Here is a 22,310-nt window from a genome sequence, read left to right on the forward strand (position 1 = left end):
GTTGGCAAACGAGTCCTAGTGTCAGGCTATGTTGACAGCTTCCGGCGACAATCGAGCGGTGGTGATCGGCGCCGGGCTGGGCGGGCTGGCCTCGGCGATGCGGCTCGGTGCCAAGGGCTACGCGGTGACGGTCGTCGACCGGCTGGATCGCGCGGGCGGTCGGGGCTCCTCCATCACGATGGAAGGACACCGCTTCGACCTCGGCCCGACCATCGTGACCATGCCGGAGCTCTTCTCCGATCTCTGGGCCGCCTGCGGCCGTGACTTCCGGTCGGACGTCGATCTCAGACCGCTCGATACGTTCTACGAGATCCGGTGGCCCGATGGCTCGTCCTTCAAGGCCTGCGCCGACACCGACCGGATGGTAGAGGAAGTCCGCCGCCTGTCTCCTGGCGACGTCAACGGGTACCTGCGGTTCCTCAAGGGATCGGAGGCCCGCTATCGCATCGGGTTCGAGCGGCTTGGCCGGATGCCGATGCACAAGCTGTCCCAGACGATCCGCGTCCTGCCGGATTTCGCGCGACTGAGAGCGGACCGCTCGATCCTGTCCCTCGCCAAGTCGCTGGTGAAGGACGATCGCCTGCGCATGGCGCTGAGCTTTCACCCGCTCTTCATCGGGGGCGACCCCTCGAACGTCACCTCGATGTACGCCCTTGTCGGCCACCTAGAGAAGACCTTCGGCGTCCACTATGCCATCGGCGGCGTCCAGGCGATCGCCGACGCCATGGCGACCGTCGTTCGCGACCAGGGCGGCACGATCCGCCTCGGCGCGGAAGCCGACGAGATCCTGCTGGATCAAGGTCGCGCACGGGGCGTCCGGATGAAGACCGGAGAGACCCTCTCGGCGCCGCTGATCGTCAGCAACGCCGACGCGGGGCACACCTACGCGCACCTCCTGCGCAAGTCGCCGCGCACACGCTGGACGGACCGCCGGCTGAACCGCGCCAGCTGGTCCATGGGGCTCTTCGTCTGGTACTTCGGAACACGCGGCACCCGGCAGATGTGGAGGGACGTCGGTCACCACACGATCATCAACGGACCGCGCTATGCCGAGCTGTTGAAGGACATCTTCGGGCGGGGACACCTCGCCCCTGATATGAGCCTCTACCTCCATCGGCCCTCCGTCACCGATCCGGGCGTCGCGCCGGAGGGAGACGACACCTTCTACGCTCTCTCGCCCGTCCCGCATCTCGGCTGGGAGGATCCGGTCGACTGGTCCGAGCGTCGGGAGTCCTATCGCCAGGCCGTGGCCCAGGTCCTCGAGGCCCACATTCCCGGGTTCCAGGCCCACCTCGGGCCGAGCCATATCCTGACGCCGGAGGATTTCCGGACGCGTTATCTCTCGCCAAACGGGAGCGGCTTTTCCATCGAGCCCCGGATCCTTCAATCCGCCTGGTTCCGCCCCCACAACGTCAGCGAGGAGGCGAAGGGGCTCTACCTCGCCGGGGCCGGAACGCATCCCGGGGCGGGGCTACCCGGGGTCATCGCCTCGGCGGAGGTGCTCGACAGCCTCGTTCCACCCGCCCCCGCCGCCGATGTCAGACTGGCCGCCGAATGATCGATCCCGATGACCTCGCCTACTGCCGCGACGCGATCCGCACCGGGTCCTATTCCTTTCACGCGGCCTCGCGCCTTCTGCCCGCCCGCGTCCGGGACCCGGCGCTTGCGCTTTATGCCTTCTGTCGGCTTGCGGACGATGCCGTCGACGAGGGAGACCACAAGGCGCGCGCCGTCCTGACTCTCCGCGACCGGCTCAAGCTTGCCTACGCGGGCTGTCCCCGGAACACGCCGACCGACCGCGCCTTCGCCGCCATCGTGGAGGAGTTCGAGATGCCCCGCGCTCTGCCGGAGGCGCTCCTCGAAGGGCTCGCCTGGGACGCGCGCGGCGACCGATACGCGACGCTGAGCGAGGTTACCTCATATTCCGCACGGGTGGCCTCGGCTGTCGGCGCGATGATGTGCGTGCTGATGCGCGTCAGGGATCGCGATGCGCTCGCGCGGGCCTGCGACCTCGGTGTCGCGATGCAACTGACCAACATCGCCCGCGATGTCGGCGAGGATGCCCGCGCCGGACGGCTCTACCTGCCGATGGACTGGTTCGCGGAAGCGGGCGTCGACCCTGACGCCTTCCTCCGGGATCCGCTCCCGACGGACCCAGTCCGCCGCATGGTGGCCCGGCTGCTGGCCGAGGCCCGGCGGCTCTACCTGCGGGCCGAGTCCGGGATCGCCGCCCTGCCGGTCGATGCGCGTACCGGGATCTGGGCCGCGCGTCTGATCTACGCGGCCATCGGGCGCGAGATCCGCCGGAACGGACACGACTCCGTCTCGATGCGGGCGAGGACCGGCTCGCTCCAGAAGATCGCGCTGATGGGGGAGGCGGTCGTCTTATCCGCGACGACTTCAATGATGCCCAGGCATGCCGTGCTGCACGCCCCGCCTCTGCCGGAAACGGCGTACCTCGTCGATGCCGCCGCCCGAACCGGACCTGCGCCGCAGCGCACGGTGGAATTGCTCGACCTGATGGCGGACCTCGCCCGCCGCGATCGGGCTGGCCGGGGGCGGATCGGGGCCTAGGTCGGACGCCATGGACGTACTTCTGTTTCTCATTTTTCTCGCGGCCTGTTTCGGCGCGGCGGCCACCGGCGCCCTGTTTCCGACGGGCCCCTGGTACGAGCGTCTGAACAAGCCGTCCTGGGTCCCGCCCAACTGGGCCTTCCCCGTCGTCTGGACGACGCTCTATTTCCTCATCGCCTTCGCCGGTGCGCGCGTCGCCATACTTGACGACAATGCCTTCGCGATGGCGTTCTGGGCCGCGCAGATTGCGTTCAACGCGCTCTGGACGCCCGTCTTTTTCGGGCTGCGAATGCTGAAGGGGTCGCTTCCGATCATGGCGGCGCTCTGGCTGTCGGTACTCGGTGCGATGATCACCCACTGGCAGCTCGACTGGATTGCCGGCCTTGTTCTCCTGCCCTACCTGATCTGGGTCAGTATCGCCGCTGCGCTCAACGTGCAGATGTGGCGGCTCAATCCTGACCAGGAGCCGCTCAGACCCGCGGAACTCTGACCGCGAGCATCGGCTTCAGCAGCGGCGACCGGAAGCGACGGAGGTCGAGCGCCTCGTGAACACCGGTCGTCTCCTCGCCCCAGAGCCGAGTCGTGACGGCGGACCGCGAATAGAACGGCGCATCGAGCATGTTCAGGCTCTGCTTGGGCACGAACCCCTCGTCGGCCCGTGTCTCTCGACGGACGGACCAGAGCGAGCGGCGGAACCTCGTCCGGGGCGGGGCCTCGACGGCTTCCGCCGATCCGTCCGCACCGAAGCGGAAGGCCGACGAGAGGTGAGTCCGGTCGAGCCGCTCGGCGTCGTAGACGCAGGTCGCGCCCGATCGCGTGGGAAACCGGCCCCAGGTCCAGAAGCCGAAATCCGCCTCCAGCGCCCGCGTTCCGAAGTTCGCATCGAAATAGCCGTGACCGGTCCAGCGACAGCCCGGTCCGAGATCCACGTCGATCTCCGACACCGGTGCGAAGGGCCGCCACACATGCGCGCCGTCCGGCGTCAGAGGCAGCTCGACCGAGGTCACGGCCGACGGCCGCAGCGTGATCCGTCCGCGCAGGCGGCCTACGTTCGGCAGACCGCCCCACTCGTTCACGTCGATGACCAGTGCATCGCCGGTCCAGGTCATCGCGGAAGGCCCGATCTCCAGCCGCTCGGGCGAGGTGGCCAAGTCCCTGCGCCTCCGCTCGGTCATGGCGAAGCGCCCGCCCCGCCCGTAGGTGGCGACGTTCAGGCAGACGTGGTTCGCCGGGTCGCGGCGCCCGGACCAGGCGTACCAGGGGGAGAAGACCGACCCGATGAACCCGATGACCGAGACGCCGCGCCGTCCGTCGTCGGAGAGACCGTCGACATACCACCACGCGTAGCCGTCCGGCGGGACGTCGAGGTGGAAGCGAGGTCCGTCAAGATCGCCTCTGCCGCGTGCCGCCCGGAGAGCGCTGCCATCGGAACGCCCGCCCCCGGGTGCGCTCCGCCCCCGCAGAGGTAGAGACCTGGAAGCGCGCTCCGGGCCCTCGGCCGCTTCAGCCCCGCCGTCAGACCCCGAGGGCTCCGCCCGTAGAGGGATCCGAGGCTCGCTGGAAAGAGTGCGCCGAACTCCCGCGGCACCGTCAGCGCGTCCGGCCTGGGGAAGGGGTCCGGAACCACGCCGAAAGCCGCCAACCTGTCGAAGACTCGTCTCTGACATAGCTCTTTTTCCTTCTCGATGGCTTCTTCGCCGCCGCTCATCGGAGGGGCGTTCCGTATGATCTCGATCCGTTCGACGCCGCGTGCCGGCCCGGCGGCGCGGTCCTGGGCGCAGAGGTAGAGCGTGGCATCCTCCGGCACCGTGCCGCGGTCGAGCGCGGCGAACTCCGCGGAGGGATCATGCCCGAAAAAGACGTTGTGATAGGCGAGCTCCGGTCCGTTCATCTCGGCGGCGAAGGCATAGACCTGGGCCGACAGGGAGCGGGGTTCGAGACTGGCGTCGGAAACACTCTCGACCGGGGCGGGCCCGAGATCGCCGCATCGCAAAGCCCGTGGATCGCCGTTGAAGAGAACGGCGTCGGCGGTGAGCTGGCCGGCGGCAGTCTCCACGGCGACCGCCCGACCGGATTGCTGGACGACACGGATGACCGGTTCACCGTACCGGAACGTGGCGCCCTTGCTTTCCGCAAGTGTCGCGATGGCCTGCGCCAGCCTCTGCATTCCTCCGTCAACGGCCCAGACACCCCGCGCCTCCGCCTCCCAGATGAGCGAAAGAAGCGCGGGCGTTCGGGCCGGTGTCCCACCGACGTATGTCGCATAGCGAGCAAAAAGCTGAGCGAGCCTGGGCTCCCGCACTCCGGCCTCAAGAGCGCTCGCGAGGCTCCGGTGCGGCGCCATGTCGGCGAGCAGGCGCGGTTGCCGGAGAACGCGAAGCGCGAGCGCCTGTTGGGACGGCGCCCCGGACTGGAGCATCGGGCCATCGAAAGCCGCGAACAGACGGCGCGCACGGGCCGAATAGCCCGCGAAGTCGTGCCTTGCCTGGGATCCGAACGCCTCTCCAATCGCATCGAGGCTCCGGGCCTCGTCGGCGTAAAGATCGAGGACCATGCCATCGTCCCAGAAATGCCGCGCCAAGATATCGAGCCGCGTGAGGGTGACGTGATCCTCCAGCGCCTCGCCAATCTCTTGGAAAAGCGCGTCGAACACGGGCTTGAGCGTCAGCACCGTCGGACCGGCATCGACCGGCCCGGCAACGGAGGGCAGGGTCCGTATCTTACCCCCGGGCGCGTCGCTGGCCTCGAAGACCGTGACCGACAGGCCCCGCGCGGCCAGCCGCAACGCGGCGGACAGGCCTCCGATCCCGGCGCCTATCACGATGACCGACTCTGTGCTTGGCGGCATTGGCCCTCCTGATCTCAATGTTGACACCTGGAAGCGATATGTCCAGTCTAGTTGACACATCAGGTGTTTGCCAAAATTGACAAACACGCGCCGCAAGGAGGCCGACATGGGGTTGTCCGACCGGATCGAAACGGCGATCTCCCGCGCGCTTGCCGAGGCCGGCGGCGGCCCGCGCCGATTGACCTCCGCCCTCGACTACGCCGTCACGCCCGGTGGCGCGCGCATTCGGCCCACGATCCTGCTGTCGGTCGCCCGCGCCTGCGGCGATGACCGCCCCGAGGTCTCCAACGCCGCCGCTGCCGCGCTCGAGTTCATTCATTGCGCTAGCCTCGTCCACGACGACCTTCCGGCCTTCGACGATGCCGACTACCGGCGCGGGAAGCCCTCGGTCCATGTCGCCTTTTCCGAGCCATTGGCGGTCCTGACCGGCGACAGCCTCATCGTGCTCGCCTTCGAGACGCTGGCCCGCGCGGCCTCCGATACCCCCGATCGCGCCTGTGCCCTGACGCTGACCTTGGCACGCCAGACCGGAACGCCCGGCGGGATCTGCGCCGGACAGGCCTGGGAGAGCGAACCGCGGATCGATCTCTCGGCCTATCACCGTGCCAAGACCGGCGCGCTCTTCGTCGCCGCGACCCGGATGGGCGCGATCGCAGCCGGTCAGGAGCCCGACCCCTGGGACGAACTCGGCGCGCGGATCGGCGAGGCCTTTCAGGTCGCGGACGATCTGCGGGACGCGGTCTGCTCGTCGGACGAGTTGGGCAAGCCCGCCGGTCAGGACGATCTCCATGCGCGCCCGAGCGCCGTGGCCGAGTTCGGCGTGACCGGCGCCGTCCGGCACCTGGATGACATTCTCGCAGGGGCCATCGCCTCGATCCCGTCCTGTCCGGGTGAGGCCGAGCTCGCCGGGATGGTCCGAGCCTACGCCGACCGGATCGTGCCGCAGGCCGCCCGGCGGACCGTCCCCGGTGAGTGACCCGGCGCAGGCGAGCCCCTTCTCCTCCGCCCGCCCGAAGGGAATGGGCTGGGTCCAACGCCTCGCCGGATCACGACGCTTTCAGTCTCTATCCATGCGGATTCCCGGACTCCGCCGGATCGCCCGCCGTGAAGGAGAGGCGATCTTCGACCTCGTCGCGGGGTTCTGTCATTCGCAGGTCCTCATGGCGCTGGTCGACCTCGGACTTCTGCAACGGCTCGGCGAGGGACCGGCCGAGGCTGCTCAGCTTTCGCGAGTCTCCGGCGTGCCGGCCGAGCGCTTGGAGGTCCTCCTCCGGTCCGCCATCTCGCTGGGCTTGTTCCACCGGCGGGGCGGCACCCTGCACCTGACGGCGCGCGGTGCCGCTTTGGCCGCCGTCCCGGGGCTGACGGAAATGATCTCGCATCATCGACTGCTCTACCGCGACCTCGAGGACCCTGCCGCCTTCTTTCGCGGCGAGACCGAGCCAGAGCTGGCCGGCTTCTGGCCCTACGTCTTCGGCGCCGGCGCGGCGGAGGATCCGGCGCAGGCCGCCGCCTATTCCCGCCTGATGACGGAGAGCCAGGCGCTCGTGGCGGAGGATACCCTCGCGCTCTGTGATTTCGGTTCAGCCAGGAGGCTGATGGATGTCGGCGGGGGGGCCGGGGCGTTCCTCTCCGAAGTGGCGACGAGATACCCAGATCTTCCGCTGACTCTCTTCGACCTCCCTGCGGTCGCACCCGCTGCCGAGTCGCGCCTGGGGACGCGCGTCCGGATTTGCTCTGGATCGTTCAGGAACGATTCGCTTCCCTCGGGGGCGGACGTCGTGACCCTGATCCGCGTGCTCTACGACCATTCGGACGAGACCGTCCGGGCGCTCCTCGGTCGGGTTCATGCCGCGCTGCCCGATGGAGGCCGGCTCGTGGTCAGCGAGCCGATGGCCGGTTCCCGGGCAGGCGATGCCTATTTTTCCCTCTATTGCATGGCGATGCGGACCGGCCGGGTCCGGTCGCCCTCCGAAATCCGCTCGCTAATGGCCGAGGCCGGGTTTGCCCCGGTTCGGCCCCGAAGCCGTCGGCCCTTCGTCACCACCGTCGTGGAGGGTGTCAGGAATAGTTGACACTCATGTGTCGCCATCAATTGACATATGAGACTGTCAGCATAGACTGACATCAAGAATCCGGCACAGGTTTACACCCGCCGGAAGGAGGGACAGGCGATGCGCAGTCGCGCCGTCATACTGGATGCCCCGGAAGAGCTCTCGGTCGGAGAGCTCGACCTCTCGGACCCCGGCGTCGAAGATATCGTCGTCGAGATCGCGCATTCCGGCATTTCCACCGGGACCGAGAAGCTCTTCTGGTCGGGCCGGATGCCTCCGTTTCCCGGCATGGGTTACCCCCTCGTCCCTGGCTACGAAGCCGCCGGAGAGGTCGTCGAGGCCGGACCGGAGAGCCGCCACCGCGTCGGCGATCATGTCTTCGTTCCCGGGTCGAACTGTTACCGCGGCGCGCATGGTCTGTTTGGCGGCGCTGCCTCTACGCTGGTCACCAAGGGCGCCCGAGCCATCCGTATCGACCGCGCGCTGGGCGCGGAGGGGGCGCTGCTCGCCCTCGCGGCCACCGCGCGCCACGCCATGGCCGGTCCGGGACGTGAGGTGCCGGAGCTCATCGTCGGGCACGGCGTACTCGGCCGTCTGCTTGCCCGCCTGACCATCGCCGCCGGCGCGCCCGCGCCCACGGTATGGGAGATCGATCCCGGCCGGATGGGCGGTGCCGAAGGCTACACAGTGATGCGCCCCGAAAAGGACGACCGCCGCGACTACCGCACCATCTACGATGCCTCGGGCCGGGGCGACCTGCTGAACGACTGGATCGCCCGCCTCGCAAAGGGCGGCGAAGTGGTCCTCGCCGGGTTCTACTCCGAGCCGCTCGGCTTCGCCTTCCCGCCCGCCTTCATGAAGGAAGCCCGCCTGCGTATCGCCGCGGAGTGGACGGCCGACGACCTCGTCGCGACCCGGGCCCTGGTGGAAAGCGGCGCTCTCTCGCTCTCGGGCCTCATCACCCATCGCCGACAGGCAGATCATGCCGCGGAGGCCTATCCGACGGCCTTCACCGACCCGGCCTGCCTGAAAATGATCCTCGACTGGAAGGACGCCGAATGAAGGACGAAGTCCCGAACCTGAAGGACTACGACCGGAGGCTGAAGGACGAGGCGGCCGAGCCGTCTCTCGAAGTTCCGCAGGATGCGCCGACCTCCAAGACCCAGATCATCGCGATCTACGGCAAGGGCGGCATCGGCAAGAGCTTCACGCTCGCCAACCTCAGCCACATGATGGCCGAACAGGGCAAACGAGTGCTCCTGATCGGCTGCGATCCGAAATCCGACACCACCTCGCTGCTCTTCGGCGGCAAGGCCTGCCCGACGATCATCGAAACCTCGACCAAGAAGAAGCTCGCGGGCGAGGAGGTGAAGATCTCCGACGTGTGCTTCAAGCGCGGCGGCGTCTTCGCCATGGAGCTCGGCGGCCCGGAAGTGGGACGCGGCTGCGGCGGACGCGGCATCATCCACGGCTTCGAACTGCTCGAGAAGCTCGGCTTCCACGACTGGGACTTCGACTACGTCCTGCTCGACTTCCTGGGCGACGTGGTCTGCGGCGGCTTCGGCCTCCCGATCGCGCGCGACATGGCGCAAAAGGTCATCCTCGTCGCATCGAACGACCTGCAGAGCCTCTACGTCGCAAACAACGTCTGCTCGGCGGTGGAATACTTCCGCAAGCTGGGCGGCAACGTCGGCGTCGCGGGTCTCGTCGTGAACAAGGACGATCACTCTGGCGAGGCCCAGGCCTTCGCCGAGGCGGTCGATATCCCGATCCTCGCCTCCATTCCCGCCGACGACGACCTGCGCAAGAAGAGCGCGAACTACCAGATCGTCGGCACAGCCGCCTCTCCTTGGGGCGCGCTCTTCGCCGAACTCGGCGAGAACGTCGCCGAGGCCCCGCCGTTGCGGCCCTCCGCGCTCAGCCAGGACGACCTGCTCGGTCTCTTCGACGGAGAGGATACCGGCGCAGGCGTCACGCTGGAGCCCGCGACCGATGCCGACATGCGCGGCAAGAACGCCGCCCCGCGCGAGTCCCTCGAGGTGATCTATGACGATGCGTGAGGGCTACGAGGTCGGCTATGACGACAGCGGCACCGTCGAGGTGATCCGGGCGGAGGGCGAGGTCGCGCGCCGCGCGGACGAGCCGCAGCCGCAGGATGGCCTCGGATGCCATTCCGGATCGGAGATGAAGACCGCCGCCGAGATGGCCGCGCCCGACCTGATGGAGCGCTTCCGCGCCGACTACCCCCAGGGCCCCCACGACAAGCCGCAGTCCATGTGTCCCGCCTTCGGGTCGCTTCGCGTCGGCCTCCGGATGAAGCGGGTCGCCACGATTCTTTCGGGGTCGGCCTGCTGCGTCTACGGCCTGACCTTCGTCAGTCACTTCTACGGTGCGCGCCGCTCCGTCGGCTACGTGCCCTTCAGCTCCGAAACGCTCGTCACCGGCAAGCTCTTCGAGGACATCCGCGACGCGGTCCACGAACTGGCCGACCCCGAGCGGCTCGACGCCATCGTCGTCACCAACCTCTGCGTTCCGACTGCCTCCGGCGTGCCCCTGCGGCTCCTGCCGGACGAGATCGACGGCGTCCGGGTCATCGGAATCGACGTTCCGGGCTTCGGTATCCCGACCCATGCCGAGGCCAAGGACGTCCTGGCCGGCGCCATGCTCAAATACGCCCGCGAAGAGGCCGAGGCCGGACCGGTTCCGCGTCCCGTCGCCGGCACCTCCGACCGCCCGACCGTCACGCTGCTGGGCGAGATGTTCCCTGCCGACCCAGTCATCATCGGTCAGCTTCTCGACCCGCTCGGTCTCGCCGCCGGGCCCACGGTGCCCTGCCGCGAATGGCGCGAGCTCTACGGAGCGCTCGATTGCGGTGCCGTCGCGGCGATCCACCCGTTCTACACCGCGGCGATCCGCGAATTCCGCACCGCCGGCCGTCCCGTCATCGGCTCCGCGCCCGTCGGCCACGATGGCACTGCCGCCTGGCTCGCCTCGGTCGGCGAGGCCTTCGGTCTCCCGGCCGACCGTGTCGCCGCAGCCCAGAACGGGATCCTCCCCGCCATCCGCGGCGCTCTCGCGAGCGCCCCAGTGCAGGGCCGGATCACGCTCTCGGGCTACGAGGGCAGCGAGCTCCTCGTCGCCCGCCTGCTCGTCGAGAGCGGGGCCGAAATCCCCTACGTCGGAACCGCCTGCCCGAAGACGGAGTGGTCGAGGGCCGATGCCGAGTGGCTCGCCGCGCACGGCTGTACCGTCCACTACCGCGCCTCGCTCGAGGATGATCTCGCCGCGATGGAGGAATTCGGACCCGACCTCGCCATCGGCACGACGCCCGTGGTGCAGGAGGCCAAGCAGCGCGGTATCCCCGCGCTCTACTTCACCAACCTCATCTCCGCGCGGCCCCTCATGGGCCCCGCCGGGGCGGGCAGCCTCGCCCAGGTCGTGAACGCCGCCATGGCGGGAAAATCCCGCATGGACGGGATGCGCGCCTTCTTCGAGGGCGTCGGTGCCGGTGACACCTCGGGCGTTTGGGAGGGCAGTCCCAACCTGCGCCCCGATTTCCGGGCCCAGCACCAGAAGAAGCTCGACAAGCAGGCCCGCGCCGCCAGGGCGGAGCAGATGATATGATCGGCGATCATCGAGATCATCGCCGGGGCATTCCCGGTCTCCTGGCCGCCACGCGGCGTCGACGCCGCTTCGAAGCGGCGTCCCCAAGGGCCTTCGAAGGCCCTTCCCCGCGAGGTGGCCCATGCTGATCCAGGATCACGACCGGGCCGGCGGGTACTGGGGCGCCGTCTATGCCTTCACCGCCGTGAAGGGTCTGCAGGTTGTCATCGACGGCCCCGTCGGCTGCGAGAACCTGCCCGTCACATCGGTGTTGCACTACACCGACGGCCTGCCGCCGCATGAGCTGCCGATCGTCGTGACCGGCCTCGGCGAAGAGGAGCTCGGCCGCGACGGCACCGAGGGCGCCATGAAGCGCGCCTGGGAAACGCTCGACCCGGCGCTTCCGGCGGTCGTCGTCACAGGCTCCATCGCGGAGATGATCGGCGGCGGCGTCACGCCGCAGGGCACCAACATCCAGCGCTTCTTGCCGCGCACCATCGACGAAGACCAATGGGAGAGCGCCGACCGCGCCATGACCTGGCTCTTCACCGAGTTCGGCATGACCAAGGGCCGGATGCCGCCCGAGAAGAAGCGCGAGGATGGGGCTGCCCCACGGGTGAATATCCTCGGACCGATGTACGGCACCTTCAACTGTCCCAGCGATCTCGCCGAGATCCGGCGGCTGGTCGAGGGGATCGGCGCCGAGGTGAACATGGTGATGCCGCTCGGCGCCCATCTCGCCGAGATGCGCGGGCTGGTGAACGCCGACGTCAACATCTGCATGTACCGGGAGTTCGGCCGCGGCCTGGCCGAGGTGCTGGGGAAACCCTACCTGCAGGCGCCATTCGGTCTCGACAGCACCACGAAGTTCCTTCGCAAGCTCGGAGAGCTCACCGGTCTCGACCCCGAGCCAGTCATCGAGCGTGAGAAGCACTCGACCCTGAAGCCGATCTGGGATCTCTGGCGCTCGGTCACCCAGGATTTCTACGCCACCGCCAGCTTTGCCGTCGTGGCGAACGAGACCTACGCCCGCGGCATCCGACACTACCTCGAGAGCGACCTGGGCTTTCCCTGCGCTTTCGCCGTCGCGCGGACGGCAGGGGCCAAGACCGACAACCAGGCGGTGCGCGCCATGCTGGCCGAGCACCGGCCGCTGCTGGTCATGGGCTCGATCAACGAGAAGATGTACCTCGCCGAGCAGAAGGCCGGGCACGGACCGCAGCCCGCCTTCATCCCGGCGAGCTTCCCCGGCGCGGCGATCCGCCGGCACACCGGCACGCCGTTCATGGGCTACGCGGGCGCGACCTACCTGCTGCAGGAGCTCTGCAACGGGCTCTTCGATGCGCTCTTCCACATCCTGCCTCTCGGCACAGAGATGGACGCGGGCGGCGCCACGCCAACGCCGCTCCGCCGAGAAGTGCCCTGGGATGCCGACGCCCAGGCGCGGCTCGACGAGATCGTCGCGCGCCACCCGATCCTCACCCGCATCTCCGCCGCCAAGAGCCTGCGCGACGCTGCCGAGAAGGCCGCGCTCGAGGCCGGGGCGGAGCGGGTCGTTCTCGAAACCGTCGAAGCTCTTCAACCGGCTCAGGGAGGCCAGGAGACATGACCGACTTCACCACCGACGCGCCCATCGTCGCCCGGCCCCGGGCGAGCGCCGAGAAGCGCGAGTATTACGCCTATTTCGCGGTGATCTTCCTCGCCACCCTGCCGCTCGCGCTCCTGACCTGGGCGCTGACCGCGGCCCGGCAGATGCGCCTGCCGGAGAAGGGCCCCGTCGCACGCGCCTGGAGCCAGGCGCGGATTATCACCCCTCACATCTTCACGGCGTGAGGGACGTCACAGCGGGGCCTCCGGGCCCCCGTCACTGCCCCCCGGTCACCGGGACGGCGGAACCAGGGTAGGGGATGAGCCCCTGCCGAACCCCGGCCGCGGGGGATGCGCGGCGTCAGTTTGCGGAGAAGTCCCAATGGCTGACAATACGGACCTGTCCTTTACGGGTCTTACTGACGAGCAGGCGCAGGAGCTGCACTCGGTGTATATGAGCGGGTTCACGATCTTCACGATCGTGGCCGTCATCGCTCATATCCTGACGTACATCAAACTGCCCTGGTTCGCCTGGTAAGGAGGGCCAGAGATGTCGCAGTTCTACAAGATCTGGATGATCTGGGATCCCCGCCGCGTTTTCGTGGCTCAGGGTGTCTTCCTGTTCCTGCTGGCGGTGATGATTCACCTCGTCCTGCTCAGCAATCCCGAGACGAACTGGTTCAACCTCGCCTTCGGCGAAGAAGGATCCGTGGCCGCTGCCGAATAGGCGCGGACGTCTGGCGATCGGTCCGCGGGCGGCACAGCCCGGCCGCGGACAACCCAAGAAGCGCCGGCGCGGGCTGACCCCCGTGCCTTGATAGGAGTTTGAAGATGGCTCAGCTCACCTTCGAAAGAAAGTACCGCGTCCGGGGCGGGACGCTGGTCGGCGGCGATCTGTTCGACTTCTGGGTGGGCCCCTTCTACGTGGGCTTCTTCGGAGTCACGACGCTCTTCTTCGCCGCCCTCGGCACGGCCCTGATCTTCTACGGGACGGCCCTGGACGGCATCTGGAATCCCTGGCTGATCTCGATCGATCCGCCGCCGCTGGAGTACGGCCTCGGGGCGGCTCCGCTGGCCGAGGGAGGCATCTGGCAGATCGTCACGATCTGCGCGACCGCGGCCTTCACCTCGTGGATGCTGCGGGAGGTGGAAATCTGCCGCAAGCTGGGGATCGGCTACCACGTCCCCGTGGCATTCGGCGTCGCGATCCTGGCCTACGTCACGCTGGTGATCATCCGACCGGTCCTGCTCGGGGCCTGGGGGCACGGCTTTCCCTACGGGATATTCAGTCACCTCGATTGGGTGAACAACGTCGGCTACACCTACGGGAACTTCCACTACAATCCCGCGCACATGGTCGCGATCACGTTCTTCTTCACGACCTGCTTCGCCCTCGCGCTGCACGGCTCGCTGGTGCTCTCTGCGGTCAATCCGCAGAAGGGCGAACCCGTGAAGACGCCTGATCACGAGGACACCTACTTTCGCGACCTGATCGGCTATTCCATCGGCCCGCTCGGCATCCATCGCCTGGGCCTGTTCCTGGCGCTGAACGCCGGCCTGTGGAGCGCGATCTGCATCGTCATCTCCGGCACCGTCTGGTTCGGGCTCTGGGTCGACTGGTGGTACTGGTATGTGGACCTGCCCTGGTGGGTGAATATCGAGGGAGGCGTCAATGGCTAATCGTCGCATCAGCTTCACGCCCGAGTATCAGAACATCTTCACTCAGGTTCAGGTCGCCGGCCCCCCGGAAATGGGCGTCGACAACGAGCTGGACCTGCGCGAAGGGCGCTACGGGCGCCCGGGGATCAGCCGGCTCTTCGGCCTCTTCGGCAACGCCCAGCTCGGGCCGATCTACCTGGGGCCGTGGGGGGTGATATCGCTCGCCACGGGGTCCATGTGGTTCTTCCTCGTGGGCCTCGCCTACTGGGATCAGGCCGGCTACAACCCGGCGGTCTTCCTGCGCGACCTCTTCTGGTTCTCGCTCGATCCGCCGCCGCCGGAGTACGGCCTCGGAATCCCTCCGCTCGGCGAGGGTCTGGGGTGGTTCGTCGCCTCGTTCTTCCTGCTGATCGCGGTCATCACCTGGTGGGTCAGGACCTACCAGCGGGCGGCCGACCTGAAGATGGGCAAGCATGTGGCATGGGCCTTCGCCTCGGCCATCTGGCTGTTCCTCGTGCTCGGCCTGTTCCGGCCGATCCTGATGGGCAGCTGGTCCGAGGCGGTGCCCTACGGCATCTTCAGCCACCTCGACTGGACGAACCTCTTCTCCATCACCTACGGCAACCTCTTCTACAATCCGTTCCACGCCCTCTCGATCGCGTTCCTCTACGGCTCGGCGCTGCTCTTCGCCATGCACGGGGCGACGATCCTGGCGGTCAGCCGCTTCGGCGGCGAGCGCGAGATCGAGCAGATCGTGGACCGGGGAACCGCCGCCGAGCGCGCCGCGCTCTTCTGGAGGTGGACCATGGGGTTCAACGCCACGATGGAGGGCATCCACCGCTGGGCCTGGTGGTTCGCCGTGCTGACCACGCTCACCGGCGGGATCGGCATCCTGCTGACCGGCACGGTGGTCGAGAACTGGTACGTCTGGGCCCAGGTCCACGGCTACGCGCCGCAGTAAGAGGAGAGAAGACATGCGTCTCGACGACAACAACTACCTCGGTCTCGATCGCCGCTCCCAGCTCGCGGCCAGCGTGGCGATGCTCCAGCTCAAGGGTGCGGGCTATGCCGCGATCGTGGTCTTCGGCATCTGGATCGGCATCGCCGTTCTCGCCTGGATCGGCACGCTGCTGCCGCCGGACAGCCGGCAGACACCCGATCCGGTCATCCGTGACCGGGTCGAACTGACCCTGCCGGCCGAGACCCTGCGGGTCTGACACGAGATCGGGCGGGGCCGCCGGCCCCGTCCGTTTGCCACCCGGGCCGGGGCTCCCCGCGCCGGTCCGGTCAGGGGTCGCAACCCGGCCCCGGTTCCCATCCTGTTGGCGACAGGAGCTGGCGCCGCAAGGGGATCCCTCCTTGCGGCGCTTTCCATCCGAGGGAGGCGACGATGGAAACCAGACCCCAGACCCCCACGCTCGACCGTGTGCGCGGCCCCGGCGACCTGAGGCAGATGTCCGACGGCACGCTCGCCCGGCTCGCCGCCGAGCTGCGCGACGAGGTGATCTCCGCCGTCTCGCACACGGGCGGGCATCTCGGGTCGTCGCTCGGCGTGGTCGAGCTGACCGTCGCCCTGCACGCCGTCTTCGACACGCCGCATGACAAGCTGATCTGGGACGTGAGCCACCAGTGCTACCCGCACAAGATCCTCACCGGCCGACGCGACCGCATCCGCACCCTCCGGCAAGAGGGCGGGCTGTCGGGCTTCACCAAGCGCGCCGAGAGCGCGTACGACCCCTTCGGCGCTGCGCATTCCTCCACCTCGATCTCCGCCGCGCTGGGCTTCACCGTGGGGCGGGACATGGGGCAGGACACCGGCGACGCCATCGCGGTGATCGGCGACGGCGCGATGAGCGCCGGCATGGCCTACGAGGCGATGAACAACGCCGGCCACGAGGGCCGCCGCCTCTTCGTCATCCTCAACGACAACGAGATGTCCATCGCGCCGCCGACCGGCGCCATGTCGAGCTACCTCTCCGGTCTCTATTCCGGCCCGATGGGCCTCGCCCGGCACATGGCCGAGGGCTTCGAGGCGGCCCTTCCCGGCCCGATCCGCGATCACGCCCGCCGAGCACGCCAGCTCGTCACCGGATTGCCGGACGGGCAGGGCACGCTCTTCGAGGAGCTGGGCTTCACCTACATCGGTCCGATCGACGGCCACGACATGTCGCAGCTCCTGCCGGTCTTGCGCGCGGCCAGGGCGCGCGCGACCGGGCCGGTGCTGATCCACTGCTGCACGGTCAAGGGCAAGGGCTACGCCCCCGCCGAACACTCTGCCGACCGCGGACACGGCGTCTCGAAGTTCGAAGTGTCGACCGGAACGCAGGCCGCGAAGGCGGCCTCGGCCCCGAGCTACACCAAGGTCTTCGGCCAGACCCTGACCCGCCTCGCCGAGCGCGATCCCCGGATCGTCGCGGTCACCGCCGCCATGCCCTCCGGCACCGGCGTCTCCCAGATGGCCGAGCGCTTGCCCTCCCGCGTCTTCGACGTGGGCATCGCCGAGCAGCACGCTGTCACCTTCTGTGGCGGCCTTGCCGCCAGCGGGCTCCGACCCTTCGCGGCGATCTACTCCACCTTCCTCCAGCGCGGCTACGACCAGGTCGTCCATGACATCGCGCTGCAGAACCTGCCCGTCCGCTTCGCCATCGACCGGGCCGGACTCGTAGGGGCCGATGGTCCGACCCATGCCGGCGCCTTCGACGTGGGCTTTCTCTCCGCGCTTCCCAACATGACCGTGATGGCCGCCGCCGACGAGGCCGAACTCGCGCGCATGACCGCCACCGCGGCGGCCTGGGACGAAGGCCCCATCGCCTTCCGTTACCCGCGCGGAGCCGGAGAGGGCGTGCCGGTGCCCGAGCAGCCCGAGTCTCTCGAGATCGGCCGCGGTCGGATCCTGCAGGAGGGAGAGCACGTCGCGCTTCTCTCCTTCGGCGCTCACCTTGGGGAGTGCTGCCGCGCCGCGGCGCTCCTCGAAGAGCGCGGCCTCACCGTCACCATCGCCGACGCCCGCTTCGCCAAGCCGCTCGACACCGCCCTGATCCGACGCCTCGCCCGGGACCACCGCGCGCTGGTGACGGTGGAGCAGGGGGCCCAAGGCGGCTTCGGCGCGATGGTCCTGCATCACATGGCCAACACCGGCCTGCTCGACGGTGCCTGCCGGGTCCGCACCATGACCCTGCCCGACCGCTACATCGACCAGGCGAGCCCCGCCGCCATGTACGCCGATGCGGGGCTCACCGCGACCGACATCGCCGCGACGGCGCTGGAGGCCGCCGGGATGCAGCTCACCACTGCGCCCTGAAGCGGCATGGCAGAGGCCGGCAACCCGGCCCCTGCCTGCGTCGTCTTACTCCGCCGGTGAGGCTTCGGTGGGCCGGAACTCCCCCTGGTCCGCTGTCGCGAGGCTGACCGCGTAGATGGCGAGCCAGGACAGCGCGAAGCCGGGGATCATCTCGTAGAGACCGGTGGCGGCCCCGAGGCCGGTGAAGATCCAGAGCCCGACGGTCGCGGCGCCCACCACGAGCCCCGCCACGGCGCCCGCACCGTTCATGCGCGGCCAGGTCAGGGAAAGGATCATCAACGGCCCGAACGCCGCTCCGAACCCGGCCCAGGCATTGGCCACGAGGCCCAGGACCTGGCTCTCGGGATCGCCCGCGATCAGCGCCGCGACGATCCCCACCGCGACCACGGCGATACGCCCGACGGTCACGAGCGTGGTCTCGGAGGCGTTCTTGTTGAGCACGAGCTTGTAGAAATCCTCGGCCAGCGAGGACGACGAGACCAGAAGCTGGCTCGACACCGTCGACATGATCGCGGCCAGAAGCGCCGCCAGGAGGAAGCCGGTGATCAGCCCGGGAAAGAGGTTCTCGGCGAGGTAGATGAAGATCGTCTCGCTGTCCTCGATCGAGACGCCGTTCCGCTCGACGTAGGCGCGGCCGAAGATGCCGACGCCGATGGCGCCGATGAGCGCGATGCCCATCCAGGCCATGCCGATGTTGCGCGCGGTCGAGACCGCCGCGACGCTCTTCACGGCCATGAAGCGGACGATGATGTGTGGCTGGCCGAAATAGCCGAGGCCCCAGGCCAGCAGCGAGATGAACCCGATGAAGGTCATGTCCGCGGTCCAGAGCCCGAGGGTGAACCCCTCGACACCGGATAGCGTCTCCCTCGCCTGCGCGAACCCGCCGCCTTCACCGGCGTAGAGCACGATCGCGGGCATGATGATCAGCGCCAGCATCATGATGAGGCCCTGGCAGAAATCGGTGAGCGAGACGGCCAGAAAGCCGCCGACCACCGTGTAGGCCAGGACGACGCCGAGGGTCAGCCAGACCCCGAGCTGGTAGCTGCCGTCGAAGGCGGTCTCGAACAGCTTGCCCCCGGCGACGAGGCCAGAGGCGGTGTAGACGGCGAAGAAGACCACGATGATCACCGCGGAGATCATGCGCAGCGTTCCGCCCTGCGACGGAAAGCGGTTGGCGAGAAAGGCCGGGATCGTCAGCGAGTTGTCGTAGCGCTCGGTCTGTTCTCTCAGCCGGGGGGCGACGACGATCCAGTTGACCAGCGCCCCGATGAACAGACCGATGCCGATCCAGGCCTCGACGAGGCCCGCGGCGTAGAGGGCCCCGGGCAGGCCGAGCAGCAGCCAGCCCGACATGTCGGAGGCCCCGGCGGACAGTGCGGCGACGGCCGGGGGGAGATTGCGTCCGCCGAGGATGTATTCCTCGGAACTCGATGTGGAATTCCTGTAGGCGTAGACGCCGATCCCGAGCATCAGGATGAAGTAGGCCGCCAGGCTGATGAAGACTCCTAAAGACACGATGCCCTCCGATCTTTTTCCGGTTTAGACGACAGGGCTGACTTGGCCTGACAGGTCGAGCATGACGGATCATGACAGCCGATCAAGGTTTCTCTGCACCACGGCCTATCGACCGAGCTCCGGCCATGGACCGAGCGTCCTTCTAAGCCTCACGCAGCAGGCGCGGACCTTCGAAACAGAGCCGGAGACCCGCCGCGCGCGCCATGTCCCAGGCCAGCGCGAGATTGCTCCCGATGACGGGGCACCCAAGCTCGCGCTCGAGCGGCTCTATCACGTCGAGGGTGCGCAGGTTCGTGCAGGACAGGAAGATGCCGTCCACAGTCCCGCGACGCGCGATCTCGCGGGCAGCCGCCGCGATGGACACCGGATCGATCCGGGCGACGTTCGCCTCGACTTCCTCGCCGAAGCTCATCGCCTCGGGCACGGCCACGCCCTGCTCCTCGAAGGTCGCTCTCAAGGCAGCCGCGATATCGGTCCCGTAGGGAGAGACGAGCCCAACACGGCGCACGTCCAGGTGGCCAAAGGCGGCGAGCGCGGAGTCGAGAGGATTGCAGACCGCCCGCGCCCCGCAGCCCTGCCGCACGAGCTCCGCCGCCCGCGCCGCGCCGATCAGCGTGGTACCGGAGGTGCAGCCGTAACCCACGACGTCGTACTCGGCGCCGCGAGGAAAGAGCGCGGCCGCCGCCGGCAGGTCCAGCGCCATCTGGGCGATGCTCTCGGGCGTGAGATCGGCACCCGACGGGATCCGGCTCACCTGCAGAGCGGTCTCCGGCGGCAGCAGTCGTCGGAAGTCGCCCTCGATCGTCTCGTCGGCCTGCAACACGATCAGCCCGAGCCGCGGGCGGTCGGCCGGGGTCAGGCGATAGGGCAGGCGGCTCATGGAGCGATCACCGGCAGCTCGCGCGCCGCGCGGGTCGAGAGGAGCTCCGGCCCGTCGTCCCGCAGCACGACGTTCTCTTCCTGGACGAGGATCGTCCCGTCGCCGACCTCGACGCCCGGTTCGATGGCGAGAACCATGCCCGCCCGCAGCTCTGTCTCGTCGCGCGGCGTGAAGGAGGGCCATTCCGTCAGAGCGACCCCCAGCCCGTGCCCGAGCCGACCGCCCGCCGGAACACCGCCCGCGTCGGTCATCGCCTCCGACAGGACCCGGTGGGCGTCCTTCGCCGTCATCCCCGGTCGCAGCTGGCCCAGCGCGGCCTCAGTCGCCGCGTCGAGCACGGCATAGGCTCTTTTCATCGCGTCCGACGGCCGGCCGATCGCGAAGTTCCGGTCGAAGTCGCAGAAGTAGCCGTTCCTCACGGCGCCGGTATCGAGCATCACGATATCTCCCCGCCGGAGCGGCTGCCCCGACGCGGGCGCTATGACCGTCCCGTAGCCCTCGGGCCCGGCCCCGCCCGCAACGTAGCTCACCCAGTCCGCACCCTCCTCGAGCAGCGCGATCTGGAAACGCCGGAAAAGCGTCTCGAGCGTTGCGGCTCCGGCGACCAGCTCCGGCATACGGTCGAAGGCGGCGTCGGCGATGCCGCAGGTGGCACGGATCGCCTCGATCTCCGGCTCCGACTTGATCTCGCGGACTCGGTGCAGGGTCTCCGTCGCGTCCACGACGTGGCGCTGTCCGAGGCTTTGCCGGACACTCTGCCAGTCCGCGAGCGGCATCCGGAGGTTCGTCTCGGCGCCCATCGGCACCCCCAGCCGGCCGCCCTCCGGCACAAGGCTTGTCAGGCACTCCGTCAGAAGAGAGACACCGTCGTCGCCCGGGACGGGAGCGGGCCAGGCCCTGATCTCGCCCACGGCGCAGTGCGACATCAGCTCGACCCCGATCTCTGGAATGATCGCCAGGGGCTCGCCGGACTTCGGCAGGACGAGGAACCACGGCCGTGCAGGACTTTCCCAGAACCGGGTCAGGAACCCGGTGACGTAGAAAATGTCCTGTGGAGAGGTGAGAAACAGGGCGTCCTGGCCCCGGGTCGCCATCCCGTGCTGCAAGGCCTTCCACCGCCGCTCGAACTCGGCGCGAGGGAAGACGGCCGGGTCAGTCACCCTCGGGCCCTTCGCTCACGATCGCGAGCACCCGCGCCTCCGGCCCGCATCCCCGCAACCCGGCCAGGAGAGCGGCCACGCCCGCCGCACCGGAAGGCGTTGTCGGCAGCCCCGCCTCGGCGAGGGCCGAAACGGCCTTCTGCGCCTCCTTCTCGGTGATCGTCACGAAGAGATCCGCGTCCTGCGCCAGCCCACCGAGCGCGATGAGCGAGGGCGTCTTGCAGTCGAGCCGGCCCATGGCGGAGGCCTGGCCCTCCGTCGTCACCAGCTCGCCAGCCCGGATGCTCTCGATCAGGGCGGGCGCCCTGTCGGGCTCGACGACCACGATCACCGGGTCGTCGCCCCAGGCCATACGGAAATGCCGGGCCACTGCGGCAGCCAATCCACCGACCCCCGCCTGGAGAAGGATATGCGTCGGAGGGTCGTCCAGTTGTTCGACGGCCTCCTGCGCCAGTTGCAGGTAGCCCTCCATCACGCCGGTCGGAGGAAGCAGGTAACCCTCCCAGGAGCTGTCCGAGAGCAGCGACCAGCCCTCGGCCTGCGCCCGGTCCTGCGCCGCCGCCATGCTCTCCGCGTAGCTCGCCCCTTCCCGGACCACCTCGGCCCCCTTGGCCCGCAGGCGCTGGGCGAAAGCCTCGGGCACCGTCTCGCTCAGGTAGATCACAGCCCTCGCGCCGAAGACGCCCGCTCCGGCCGCGACGGAAAGCCCGTGGTTCCCCGCGCTCGCCGCGACATAGGTGCGTCCGGTGAGCGTGTCGGGGCCGATCTCTGCGCCGTTGGCCACCTCGGCCGCCTCGCGGGCGATGACGAAGGCCGCGCCGAGCGCCTTGAAGCTGCCGAGCCCCATGCGCCCGCTCTCGTCCTTCAGGTGCAGCCGGGACACGCCGCAGGCCGTGGCGAGGTCCGGGACCTCCCGCATCGGTGTCTCTTCATGCTTCGGACAGAGGTCCAGCAGCCGCGCCACCGCGTCGGACCGCGCAATGGGCCGCTCGGCGATCGGCAGGCCCGTGCCGCGATGCGGATTGTCGAGATATTCCATGACCGTCCGTCCCCATCGCCTCATGTCAGTCTGACGCTAGGGCAGCCCGGCGATCAACCCCGTGAAACGCGAAAGGCCGCGCGCTCTCGC

22 protein-coding genes are annotated in these 22,310 nt (G+C 68.7%); 16 read left to right on the forward strand and 6 right to left on the reverse strand.

Annotation, left to right across the window (positions count from 1 at the left end):
* The first annotated feature begins 28 nt into the window (after positions 1–28).
* The 3 genes from F3S47_RS13780 to tspO are packed head-to-tail and all read left to right on the forward strand — an operon-like array spanning position 29 to position 3,064.
* The gene (locus F3S47_RS13780; RefSeq protein WP_150445860.1) at positions 29–1,558 is read left to right on the forward strand and encodes a phytoene desaturase; all 1,530 of its coding nucleotides are present in this window, start codon (positions 29–31) and stop codon (positions 1,556–1,558) included.
* The gene (gene crtB, locus F3S47_RS13785) at positions 1,555–2,574 is read left to right on the forward strand and encodes a 15-cis-phytoene synthase (RefSeq protein WP_150445861.1); all 1,020 of its coding nucleotides are present in this window, start codon (positions 1,555–1,557) and stop codon (positions 2,572–2,574) included. Before F3S47_RS13780 ends, crtB begins: the two co-directional genes overlap by 4 nt.
* A gap of 10 nt (positions 2,575–2,584) precedes the next feature.
* Complete coding sequence (gene tspO, locus F3S47_RS13790; RefSeq protein ID WP_150445862.1) at positions 2,585–3,064, forward strand: tryptophan-rich sensory protein TspO; 480 nt, start codon at positions 2,585–2,587, stop codon at positions 3,062–3,064.
* On the opposite strand, the gene crtC is transcribed toward tspO, so the two are convergent.
* Positions 3,045–3,863, reverse strand: coding sequence for a carotenoid 1,2-hydratase (gene crtC / locus F3S47_RS13795; RefSeq protein ID WP_150446167.1), 819 nt, complete (start codon positions 3,861–3,863; stop codon positions 3,045–3,047). The two genes, tspO and crtC, sit on opposite strands and share 20 nt — an antisense overlap.
* Positions 3,785–5,422 (reverse strand): 1-hydroxycarotenoid 3,4-desaturase CrtD, encoded by a 1,638-nt coding sequence (gene crtD / locus F3S47_RS13800; protein WP_150445863.1) that lies wholly within the window; start codon positions 5,420–5,422, stop codon positions 3,785–3,787. Before crtD ends, crtC begins: the two co-directional genes overlap by 79 nt.
* Before the next feature lie 106 nt (positions 5,423–5,528).
* On the opposite strand from crtD, the gene F3S47_RS13805 reads away from it, so the two are divergent.
* The 13 genes from F3S47_RS13805 to dxs all read left to right on the forward strand — a co-directional run bounded on the left by F3S47_RS13805 (position 5,529) and on the right by dxs (position 17,626).
* The gene (locus F3S47_RS13805) at positions 5,529–6,398 is read left to right on the forward strand and encodes a polyprenyl synthetase family protein (protein WP_150445864.1); all 870 of its coding nucleotides are present in this window, start codon (positions 5,529–5,531) and stop codon (positions 6,396–6,398) included.
* Positions 6,399–6,492: 94 nt separating this feature from the next.
* Complete coding sequence (locus tag F3S47_RS13810; protein ID WP_223877829.1) at positions 6,493–7,497, forward strand: acetylserotonin O-methyltransferase; 1,005 nt, start codon at positions 6,493–6,495, stop codon at positions 7,495–7,497.
* Between the two features lie 99 nt (positions 7,498–7,596).
* On the forward strand, positions 7,597–8,538 hold the full coding sequence (gene bchC, locus F3S47_RS13815) for a chlorophyll synthesis pathway protein BchC (RefSeq protein ID WP_150445865.1): 942 nt from the start codon (positions 7,597–7,599) through the stop codon (positions 8,536–8,538).
* A complete protein-coding gene (locus F3S47_RS13820) occupies positions 8,535–9,536 on the forward strand; it encodes a chlorophyllide a reductase iron protein subunit X (protein ID WP_150445866.1) in 1,002 nt (333 codons plus the stop codon). The genes bchC and F3S47_RS13820 overlap by 4 nt, the downstream gene beginning before the upstream one ends.
* A complete protein-coding gene (gene bchY / locus F3S47_RS13825; protein WP_396280045.1) occupies positions 9,523–11,100 on the forward strand; it encodes a chlorophyllide a reductase subunit Y in 1,578 nt (525 codons plus the stop codon). Before F3S47_RS13820 ends, bchY begins: the two co-directional genes overlap by 14 nt.
* Positions 11,101–11,221: 121 nt before the next feature.
* Positions 11,222–12,688 carry a chlorophyllide a reductase subunit Z gene (bchZ, locus tag F3S47_RS13830; RefSeq protein WP_150445867.1) on the forward strand — a complete coding sequence of 489 codons (1,467 nt, stop codon included), beginning with the start codon at positions 11,222–11,224 and terminating at the stop codon, positions 12,686–12,688.
* A complete protein-coding gene (gene pufQ, locus F3S47_RS13835) occupies positions 12,685–12,912 on the forward strand; it encodes a cytochrome PufQ (protein ID WP_150445868.1) in 228 nt (75 codons plus the stop codon). The genes bchZ and pufQ overlap by 4 nt, the downstream gene beginning before the upstream one ends.
* A 136-nt stretch (positions 12,913–13,048) precedes the next feature.
* Positions 13,049–13,204 (forward strand): light-harvesting antenna LH1, beta subunit, encoded by a 156-nt coding sequence (pufB, locus tag F3S47_RS13840; RefSeq protein WP_150445869.1) that lies wholly within the window; start codon positions 13,049–13,051, stop codon positions 13,202–13,204.
* A gap of 12 nt (positions 13,205–13,216) precedes the next feature.
* Positions 13,217–13,393 (forward strand): light-harvesting antenna LH1, alpha subunit, encoded by a 177-nt coding sequence (gene pufA / locus F3S47_RS13845; RefSeq protein ID WP_150445870.1) that lies wholly within the window; start codon positions 13,217–13,219, stop codon positions 13,391–13,393.
* Positions 13,394–13,497: 104 nt separating this feature from the next.
* A complete protein-coding gene (gene pufL, locus F3S47_RS13850; RefSeq protein ID WP_150445871.1) occupies positions 13,498–14,346 on the forward strand; it encodes a photosynthetic reaction center subunit L in 849 nt (282 codons plus the stop codon).
* Positions 14,339–15,286, forward strand: a complete 948-nt coding sequence (gene pufM, locus F3S47_RS13855) for a photosynthetic reaction center subunit M (RefSeq protein WP_150445872.1) — start codon at positions 14,339–14,341, stop codon at positions 15,284–15,286. Before pufL ends, pufM begins: the two co-directional genes overlap by 8 nt.
* Positions 15,287–15,299: 13 nt before the next feature.
* On the forward strand, positions 15,300–15,542 hold the full coding sequence (pufX, locus tag F3S47_RS13860; protein ID WP_150445873.1) for an RC-LH1 core complex protein PufX: 243 nt from the start codon (positions 15,300–15,302) through the stop codon (positions 15,540–15,542).
* A 173-nt stretch (positions 15,543–15,715) separates the two neighbouring features.
* The gene (gene dxs / locus F3S47_RS13865; protein WP_150445874.1) at positions 15,716–17,626 is read left to right on the forward strand and encodes a 1-deoxy-D-xylulose-5-phosphate synthase; all 1,911 of its coding nucleotides are present in this window, start codon (positions 15,716–15,718) and stop codon (positions 17,624–17,626) included.
* A gap of 45 nt (positions 17,627–17,671) precedes the next feature.
* On the opposite strand, the gene putP is transcribed toward dxs, so the two are convergent.
* The 4 genes from putP to F3S47_RS13885 all read right to left on the reverse strand — a co-directional run bounded on the left by putP (position 17,672) and on the right by F3S47_RS13885 (position 22,220).
* A complete protein-coding gene (gene putP / locus F3S47_RS13870) occupies positions 17,672–19,141 on the reverse strand; it encodes a sodium/proline symporter PutP (protein ID WP_150445875.1) in 1,470 nt (489 codons plus the stop codon).
* Positions 19,142–19,283: 142 nt separating this feature from the next.
* Positions 19,284–20,021: a maleate cis-trans isomerase family protein gene (locus tag F3S47_RS13875; RefSeq protein WP_150445876.1), complete on the reverse strand. Its 738-nt coding sequence runs from the start codon at positions 20,019–20,021 to the stop codon at positions 19,284–19,286.
* Positions 20,018–21,181 carry a M24 family metallopeptidase gene (locus F3S47_RS13880; RefSeq protein ID WP_223877830.1) on the reverse strand — a complete coding sequence of 388 codons (1,164 nt, stop codon included), beginning with the start codon at positions 21,179–21,181 and terminating at the stop codon, positions 20,018–20,020. Before F3S47_RS13880 ends, F3S47_RS13875 begins: the two co-directional genes overlap by 4 nt.
* The gene (locus F3S47_RS13885) at positions 21,174–22,220 is read right to left on the reverse strand and encodes a pyridoxal-phosphate dependent enzyme (protein WP_150445877.1); all 1,047 of its coding nucleotides are present in this window, start codon (positions 22,218–22,220) and stop codon (positions 21,174–21,176) included. The genes F3S47_RS13880 and F3S47_RS13885 overlap by 8 nt, the downstream gene beginning before the upstream one ends.
* Positions 22,221–22,310 lie beyond the last annotated feature (90 nt).

The sequence above is a fragment of the Histidinibacterium aquaticum genome (assembly GCF_008710275.1).
Taxonomy (GTDB): Bacteria; Pseudomonadota; Alphaproteobacteria; order Rhodobacterales; family Rhodobacteraceae; genus Oceanicola; species Oceanicola aquaticus.